Origin of the sequence: Streptomyces sp. OR43 (assembly GCF_008042275.1) — a bacterium.
GTDB lineage: Bacteria > Actinomycetota > Actinomycetes > Streptomycetales > Streptomycetaceae > Streptomyces.
Genome location: NZ_RDBK01000024.1, coordinates 1 through 7645, shown reverse-complemented (window position 1 = coordinate 7645; position 7645 = coordinate 1). Strand labels below are relative to the sequence as shown.

Annotated in this window: 9 protein-coding genes; 8 read left to right on the top strand and 1 reads right to left on the bottom strand. The window is 74.0% G+C overall.

All coding sequences use genetic code 11. The annotated features are described in order from the left end of the window. Positions 1-466: 466 nt before the first annotated feature. The 8 genes from EAO72_RS12665 to EAO72_RS12630 all read left to right on the top strand — a co-directional run bounded on the left by EAO72_RS12665 (position 467) and on the right by EAO72_RS12630 (position 7311). Positions 467-937, top strand: a complete 471-nt coding sequence (locus EAO72_RS12665; protein WP_261991450.1) for a hypothetical protein — start codon at positions 467-469, stop codon at positions 935-937. A 64-nt stretch (positions 938-1001) separates the two neighbouring features. Further along, on the top strand, positions 1002-1427 hold the full coding sequence (locus EAO72_RS12660) for a phage tail protein (RefSeq protein WP_148017400.1): 426 nt from the start codon (positions 1002-1004) through the stop codon (positions 1425-1427). Between the two features lie 103 nt (positions 1428-1530). Then, entirely contained in the window at positions 1531-2205 is a 675-nt protein-coding gene (locus EAO72_RS12655; RefSeq protein WP_410090263.1) for a CIS tube protein, read from the top strand. After that, complete coding sequence (locus EAO72_RS12650; RefSeq protein ID WP_148017398.1) at positions 2202-3977, top strand: VgrG-related protein; 1776 nt, start codon at positions 2202-2204, stop codon at positions 3975-3977. Before EAO72_RS12655 ends, EAO72_RS12650 begins: the two co-directional genes overlap by 4 nt. A gap of 61 nt (positions 3978-4038) precedes the next feature. Continuing rightward, complete coding sequence (locus tag EAO72_RS12645; RefSeq protein WP_148017397.1) at positions 4039-4356, top strand: PAAR domain-containing protein; 318 nt, start codon at positions 4039-4041, stop codon at positions 4354-4356. Continuing rightward, complete coding sequence (locus tag EAO72_RS12640; RefSeq protein ID WP_148017396.1) at positions 4353-4790, top strand: GPW/gp25 family protein; 438 nt, start codon at positions 4353-4355, stop codon at positions 4788-4790. Before EAO72_RS12645 ends, EAO72_RS12640 begins: the two co-directional genes overlap by 4 nt. Then, a complete protein-coding gene (locus tag EAO72_RS12635) occupies positions 4790-6751 on the top strand; it encodes a putative baseplate assembly protein (protein WP_148017395.1) in 1962 nt (653 codons plus the stop codon). Before EAO72_RS12640 ends, EAO72_RS12635 begins: the two co-directional genes overlap by 1 nt. Further along, positions 6748-7311: a phage tail protein gene (locus EAO72_RS12630; protein ID WP_148017394.1), complete on the top strand. Its 564-nt coding sequence runs from the start codon at positions 6748-6750 to the stop codon at positions 7309-7311. Before EAO72_RS12635 ends, EAO72_RS12630 begins: the two co-directional genes overlap by 4 nt. Positions 7312-7383: 72 nt before the next feature. Here EAO72_RS12630 and EAO72_RS12625 read toward each other — a convergent pair. Further along, on the bottom strand, positions 7384-7645 hold a 262-nt coding region (locus tag EAO72_RS12625), incomplete at its 5' end, for a phage tail protein (protein WP_261991449.1).

Sequence of the window (7645 nt, the reverse complement as noted above, 5' to 3'; positions counted from 1 at the left end):
GCCACCCGGGGCGCCGCCGCCCCGGTCCGTAACGGGCCGGGCCGGTACGGGGCGTGAGGCGCGCACGGTGAGCGCCGGCGGTCCGGCGGTCGAGGCGTCCTCGGGCCCCCGGGCGCAGACGCCCCCGGCTTCCTCGCGCCGGACCGCCCCGCGAGGGGACGCGCCGGGCCGGGCCGCGAAGGCCGGAGACAACGGCCGTCCCGCCACGGCCCGTTCGGCGAGGCCCTCCGTCCGCTCGCTCGTACGGCTGGTCCAGCGCTCGCCGCGTGGCGCAACCCCCGCGGGAGCGCCGGTACCCGGACGGGCGCCCGCCACGCCGCCCGCAGCCCCAAGACCCGAACCGCCATCCGCCGTACCGCAGTCCGCCCCGCCTGCAAGGTCCGCCGCGCCCGCACCGTTCGCGGCGTCGCCCGTCCCCGTGGTGCGCCCGCACCCGCCAGGCTCCGCCCGGCCCGGGGGCGCCGCCGTGCCGGTGCAGCGGCTCCAGCTGCCGGTGGTGCCCGAGACCGGCGCACCCGCCATTGGACCGGCCCCGCCCGACGCCCCGTCCGCCGGACCGCCGGCGCTCACCGTGCGCGCCTCACGCCCCGTACCGGCCCGGCCCGTTACGGACCGGGGCGGCGSCGCCCCGGGTGGCCCCGCGCCCCGGAGTGCCGCCCCCGGCACCCGCGCCACGGGCCCGGGGTCCCAGGCCGTTCAGCGGGCGGTGGCCGAGGCGGGGCTCTCCGGAGTGCCCGTGCGGGTGGTCCAGCCCAAGCCCGCCCCGGCGACCACGGCCCCGACGACGCCCGGCACACCGCGGCCCGACGAGGCGGCCACCGGCGTGGACATCGAGGAACTCGCCCGCCGGCTGCTCGACCCGGTCAGCAGGCTGCTCCGGGCCGACCTGCGCAGAGGGCGGGAACGCTCCGGACGGCCGTACGACGGCCGTCGCTGACACCGCCGCCCCACCACTCCCCATCATCGCCCGGACCGGACCGTAGAGAAGAAGAGAAGCGCACATGACGGACAACATCTTCGCGACGAGCGTGTTCTTCAAACTCGCCATCGGGGGAAGCGACCTGGGCGCCTTCCACACCTGCTCGGGACTGGGCGCCGAGGTGGAGCTGGAGCAGTACGCCGAGGGCGGCAACAACGGCTTCACCTGGCAGCTGCCGGGCCGGATCACCTGGACCAACATCACGCTGACGCGGCCCGTCACCGCCGACACCCTGAAGATCGCGCGCTGGCTGAACGAGACGACCCAGCGGGTGGAGCGCAAGGACGGCGAGATCGTCGCGCTCCGGCCGGACCTCAGCCGGATCATCAGCTGGCAGATCCAGGGCATCGTGCCCGTCCGCTGGCAGGGCCCGTCCTTCGACCCGTCCAGTTCCGAGGCGGCGATCGAGACCCTGGAGATCGCGCACGAGGGCCTGGTGCCGTCCTGATGGCCCGCACGCCCGACCGAGTTGACGACACAGACGTGCAGGAAGGAGGAACACCGTGGCCGCAGCCGCCCGCACGAGCCGTGCCCGTGCCCAGCTGACCATCATGGAACCGCCGACGGACGTGGGCGCCAAACCGTCCGGCACCCTCGCCCGGCTCACGCTGCAGTTCAATCCGGCGACCCTCTCCCTGTCCAAGAGCACCGAGTGGCGGCGTACGCCCTCCCGGACGGCCGGTGAGTCCGCGCTGCCCGAGTTCGTGGGCAGCGGGCCCCGGTCGCTGTCCCTGGACGTCTTCCTGGACGCCACCGCCACCCACGACAACTCCGTGGAGAAGGCCGTGGAGCAGCTGATGACCGCCTGTGTGCCCACCCCGAGCAGCCTCGGCCGCAAGAAGCCGTCGAGCCCCTGGGTGCGCTTCGACTGGGGGACGTCGAAGACGACGTCGTTCGACGGGGTGCTCTCCAGCCTCTCCGTCTCGTACACGCTGTTCGACGTCGACGGGAAGCCGCTGCGCGCCACCTGCTCCCTCTCCATCGAGGAGGCGAGCGTCGACCCGGCCGGGCAGAACCCCACGTCCGGATCGCGCGAGGCCCGCCGTACCCACCGGGTCGTCGCCGGGGACAGCCTGCCGCTGCTCGCCTGGCGCGAATACGGCGACGCCACGGCGTGGCGCACGATCGCCGAGGCCAACGACATCGACGACCCCATGCAGCTGGCCCCCGGCACGGAACTCCTCGTGCCCGCAAGGGAAGACCACGCCTCGGAGGACACCCGGTGAGCCCCGCACCCGCCCGTTCCTTCGCCGCCGACCCGATCGTCGAGGCGCCCGCCGAACTTCCCGCGGCCTGGGCCGCCCAGCTGGTGAGCTGTGCGGTCGACGAGAACGTCGGCCTGCCCGACACCGCCGTACTGACCTACCGGGATCCGTACCACACCCTGCTCACCGCCACCGGAATCACCATCGGCACCCCCCTGAAGATCTCCGTGGTCACGGTCCAGGAGCGGGCCCGCGAGCGGCTGTTCACTGGTGAGGTGACCGCGCTCGAACTCGACAGCGACACCACCGGCTCCTTCACCGTCGTCCGGGCGTTCTCCAAGGCCCACCGGCTCCAGCGCGGGCGGAAGGTGGTGGCCTTCCGCAACATGAAGGCCGCCGACATCGTCCGCAAGGTCGCCGCCGGTGCCGGCCTGACCTGCGGGAAGGTCGAGGCGGCGCCCGTGATGTACAAGCAGCTCACGCAGCCCAACATCTCGGACTGGGACTTCCTCCAGTACCTGGCGGGCGAGAGCGGCGCGCACGTACGGGTGGACGAGAAAGGGCTGTTGCAGTTCGTGAAGCCGAAGCCGGCGGCCTCGGCGCCTTCGCCCGCCACGTCCGCCACCAAGCATCCGATGGTGCTGGAGTACGGGCGGAACCTGCTGGCCCTGCGCGCCGTGCTGACCGGCGCGGACGGGGCGGACGACGTCGAGGTGCGCGGCTGGGACGTGGACACCAAGACGCGCCTCGTGGCCCGTCAGCCGTCCGTCCGCTCCACCACGGTCGTCCCCGGGCTGAGCCCGTCCGCCGCGGCCGGCGCGTTCGGCCCGAAGGCCCGGATGACGGTCGCCGACACCCCGTACCGGACCCAGGCCGAGGCCGGCGCGGTCGCCGACGCGGTGGCCGCACGGGTCAGCTCCGGCTTCGGGGAGATCGAGGCGGTCGCCGAAGGGAACCCGCGGCTGCGGGCCGGCGAACCCGTCACCCTGGGCAACGTCGGACCCGCCTTCGCCGGCCGCTACACGGCGACCGCGTCCCACCACGTCCTCGACCCGCACGGCGGCTACCGCACGACCGTCCTGGTCAGCGCGTCCCCCGACCGCTCCCTGACCGGACTCACCGGCGGCGGCGACGCGCCCCCGCGCGGCCCCCGCATCCCGGGCCTCGCGATCGGCGTCGTCACCGACATCCGCGAAGGCAGGGGCCAGGGCGAACGCGGCTCGGTCCGGCTGAAGTTCCCCTGGCTCGACGACACCTACGTCTCCGACTGGGTCCGTACCGTGCAGTGGGGCGGCCAGGGCGGCGGCGGGGTGTTCAGCCCCGAGGTCAACGACGAGGTGCTCGTCGGCTTCGAACAGGGCCTGCTGGACAGCCCCTACGTGCTGGGCGGCCTCTACAACGGCGTCGACAAGCCGTCGCCCCACGACGTGCCGCTGGTCGACCCGACCAGCGGCAAGGTCAACCGCCGCTCGCTCGTTTCCCGTTCGGGCAACCGGATCGAACTGCTCGACGCTCCGCGCGGCCCGTCCGGAGTACGGCTGGCCACCGGCGACAAGCAGCTGGAGGTCACCCTGGACGAGCGGAAGGGCGAGATCGCGCTGAAGGTGTTCGCCCGCGGCACCTCCCGGGTGCTGAGCTCCCTGTCCCTCGGCCGGTCGGGGATCACGCTCGACGCCGGCACGGGGAACGTGGAGGTGAAGGGGGCCTCGGTGACCATCAACGGCAAGACCGGGGTCACCGTGGACGGCGGACTGCTCGCCGTCCTCAAGGCCAGGCTCATCCGGATCAACTGACACCCGAACCCGCCACCGGTAACCGCTTCAACTCACCGGCCCAGCAAGGAGAACAGCAGCCATGCCCCCCGCAGCCCGCTCGGGCGACCCCACCGTCCACGGCGGCGTCATCGGCACCCCGCCACCGGGTGCGGTCGCCGTCGCCACCGTGCTGATCGGCGGCAGGCCGGCCGCCGTCACCGGCAGCCTCCATGTGTGCGTCATCCCGCCGCACGCCCTGCTCGGACCCGGGAACGTCGTCATGCCGAACCCGGCCGCCGCGGTCGGCGGCATGGTCCTGATCGGCGGACTGCCGGCCGCCCGCATGGGCGACACCACCAGCTGCGGCGCCAAGATCGTCATGGGTGCGCCGAACGTCCTGATCGGAGGCCCGGTATGAGCGGGGCCGGATTCGTCGGCCGCGGCTGGGGCTTCCCGCTGCGGGTCGGTGCCACGGGCGGCATCGGCATGGTCGAGCGGGACCAGGAGATCGAGGAGGCCATCGGCCTGGTGCTCGGCACCGCGCCGGGGGAGCGGCCGATGCGCCCCGAGTTCGGCTGCGGCATCCACGACTACGTCTTCGCGCCCGGCGACGGCGCCACCGCGGGCCGCATCGCGCACGAGGTGCGTACGTCACTGGAACGCTGGGAACCACGCATCGAGGTGACGGACGTGGTGGTCGCCTTCGACACCGTCGACGAGGGCACTCTCTACATCGACGTGCACTACACCGTGCGGTCCACCAACGACCTGCGCAACCTCGTCTTCCCCTTCTACACGATCCCGTCCTCCGGCAGTCCCGAGGCGGGTCCCGAAGAACCGGAGGCGCGCTGATGTCCCTGCCTTCCCCCAACCTGGACGACCGTCGCTTCCAGCAACTCGTCGACGAGGCCAAGCGGTACGTCCAGCAGCGCTCTCCCGAATGGACCGACCACAACGTGTCGGACCCCGGGGTCACGCTCATCGAGACGTTCGCGTACATGGTCGATCAGCTGCTGTACCGGTTGAACCGGGTGCCCGACCGGAACTACTCGGCCTTCCTCGACCTGCTGGGCGTCCAGCTGTTCCCGCCGACGGTCGCCCGTGCCGACGTCGACTTCTGGCTGTCCGCCCCGCAGCCGGACACCGTACGGCTCCCGGCCGGTACGGAGGTCGCCACCGCCCGCGGTGAGACGGAGGAGGCGGTCGTCTTCTCGACCACCGAGGACCTGGCGATCGTGCCGAGTTCGCTGACCAGGCTGGTCACCGCCCCCGCGTCCGGGGACCAGACCGACCGCACCGCCCCGCTCGGCGCGGGCAAGGACATCCCCTGCTTCCAGTCCCGTCCGGAACCGGGCGACGCCCTGCTGTTCGGGCTGCCCACCGCCGTGCCCCGGTGCATCGTCGCCGTACGCCTGGACAGCCGGGTGGAGGGCGTCGGCGTCGACCCCCGGCAGCCGCCGCTGGTGTGGGAGGCGTGGGACGGGGCCCGCTGGGTGCCCTGCGAGACCGGGACGGACAGCACCGGCGGGCTCAACAGGCCCGGCGAGATCACGGTGTTCGTCCCCGCCGGGCACACCGCCTCGGTGACGGCCGGGATCCGGGCCGGCTGGCTGCGCTGCCGGGTCACCGCGCCCGAACCGGGGCAGCCCTTCTACTCGGAGTCGCCGACGATCCGGGAAGCCGAGGTCTTCACCGTCGGCGGCACCACCGGCGTCGAACACGCGGAGACCGTCCTCGACGTCCCGCTCGGCACCTCCGAAGGCGTCGCCGGCCAGACGTTCTCCGTACGCCGGGTGCCGCTCCTGCTCGACGGTGAACCGCCCGTCGTCCAGGTGTCCTCCGCCGACGGCTGGCAGACCTGGACACCCGTGGAGCACTTCGGCGCCTCGTCGCCGGAGGACCGGCACGTCCGGATCGACGCCGTCACCGGCCGGTTCGCCTTCCCGCCGGAGGTCCGCGAGGCGGACGGCACGATGCGCGGCTACGGGGCGGTGCCCCCGAAGGGCGCCCAGCTCCGCGTCCCGCGCTACCGCACGGGCGGCGGGGCAGCGGGCAACGTGGCCCGCGGCGCCATCCGCGTCCTGCGCAGCTCGGTGCCGTACGTCGCCGGGGTCGCCAACCGTGAGGCGGCCCGCGGCGGCGTCGACGGCGAGAGCGTCGAGAACGCCAAGGTGCGCGCGCCGCACATCCTCCGGGTGCAGGAGCGGGCGGTCACGGCCGAGGACTACGAGGTCATCGCCCGCGAGGCCGCGCGCTCGCTGCGCAGGGTCCGCTGCCTGCCCGCCGTCGCGGGTGAGGGCGGTGCGGTGCGGGTCCTGGTGGTGCCCGACGCGGTTCCCGACGAGGGCGGCCGGCTCCGGTTCGAGCAGCTGATCCCGCCGGATTCGGTGCTGGCGGCGGTCTCCGGGCGGCTCGACGAACGCCGCCTGGTCGGCACCCGGCTGATCGTGGAACCGCCCGCCTACGTGGGCGTCACCGTGGTCGCCGAACTGCTCGCGGACGAGGGCGAGGTGGACCGCGTCCGGACGGAGGCGCTGGACGCGCTGTTCCGCCACATCGACCCGCTGCGGGGCGGCACGGACGGGACGGGCTGGCCGTTCGGCCGGCCCGTGCAGTACGGGGAGGTCTTCGCCGTCCTGCAAGCCGTGCCCGGAGTCCGGCTCGTCGACGAGGTACGGCTGTTCCCCGCCGACCCGCTCACCGGGCGACGGGGAGCGGCGGCGGACCGCATCGACGTCGCCGAGAACGCCCTCGTCTTCTCCCACCAGCACCAGGTCGTCGTCACGGCCGCCGGACCCGGCGGGCGCTCATGACCAGGGCCTCGGTCCCCGGACTCCCCAGCCGCTACCCGATCGGCGGACTGCTGCCCGCCCTGTACGCGGACGACGACCTCGCCCAGCGCTTCACGGCGGGCCTCGACACGGTCCTGGCGCCCGTCCTCTCCACCCTCGACAACCTCCCGGCCTACTTCGACCCCGCGCTCACCCCGGACGACTTCCTGCCCTGGCTGTCGTCCTGGGTCGGCGCCGACCTCGACCCGGCCTGGCCGGTGGACCTGCGCCGGGCCGTCGTCGCCCGAGCCGTCGAGCTCCACCGGTGGCGCGGTACCCGCCGCGGCCTCGCCGAACACCTCAGGCTCTGCTTCGGCGTGGAGGCAGACATCCATGACGGGGGCGGCGCCGCGTGGTCGTCGGAACCCGGCGGACAACTCCCGCCCGCCCCGACCGGGGAACTGCTGGTACGCGTCCGGGCACCGCACGGCCGGCCGGTCGACGCGGCCCGCGTGCTCGCCGTGGTCCGGGCCTCGTGCCCCGCCCACCTCACCTGCCGGGTGGAGATCCTGCCGGCCGCACCGGACCAGACAGGAGACTGACATGACGCGCTCGTGCCCGGCGTGCGGGGCCGCCAACGAAGAGGACGAGGACTTCTGCGGAAGCTGCGGTACTTATTTGGGCGGGTCGTCCTCGCGGCGCGCCCGGACACCGGCCCCGGCCCCGGAGGCCGGCACGCCCGCGCCCGCGCCGGAACCCGAACCCGCTGCGACGCCCCCGTCATGGATGTCTGCCTCCACGCCGAAGCAGAGCCTGAGGTGTTCGGCGAGGCCGCGGCGGGTACCGCGCCACCGGTGGAGCTCGACGGCTCGGGCGACGACGGCCCGGCGCAGGTCCACCGGCCAGGCCGGGTCGAGGTCGGCGCCGACCCAGGAC

Excerpts from the sequence above, each read along its gene's own strand:
- EAO72_RS12635 (WP_148017395.1), top strand. The coding sequence starts at position 4,790 with ATGTCCCTGCCTTCCCCCAACCTGGACGACCGTCGCTTCCAGCAACTC.
- EAO72_RS12655 (WP_410090263.1), top strand. The coding sequence starts at position 1,531 with ATGGAACCGCCGACGGACGTGGGCGCCAAACCGTCCGGCACCCTCGCC.
- EAO72_RS12660 (WP_148017400.1), top strand. The coding sequence starts at position 1,002 with ATGACGGACAACATCTTCGCGACGAGCGTGTTCTTCAAACTCGCCATC.
- EAO72_RS12630 (WP_148017394.1), top strand. The coding sequence starts at position 6,748 with ATGACCAGGGCCTCGGTCCCCGGACTCCCCAGCCGCTACCCGATCGGC.
- EAO72_RS12645 (WP_148017397.1), top strand. The coding sequence starts at position 4,039 with ATGCCCCCCGCAGCCCGCTCGGGCGACCCCACCGTCCACGGCGGCGTC.
- EAO72_RS12640 (WP_148017396.1), top strand. The coding sequence starts at position 4,353 with ATGAGCGGGGCCGGATTCGTCGGCCGCGGCTGGGGCTTCCCGCTGCGG.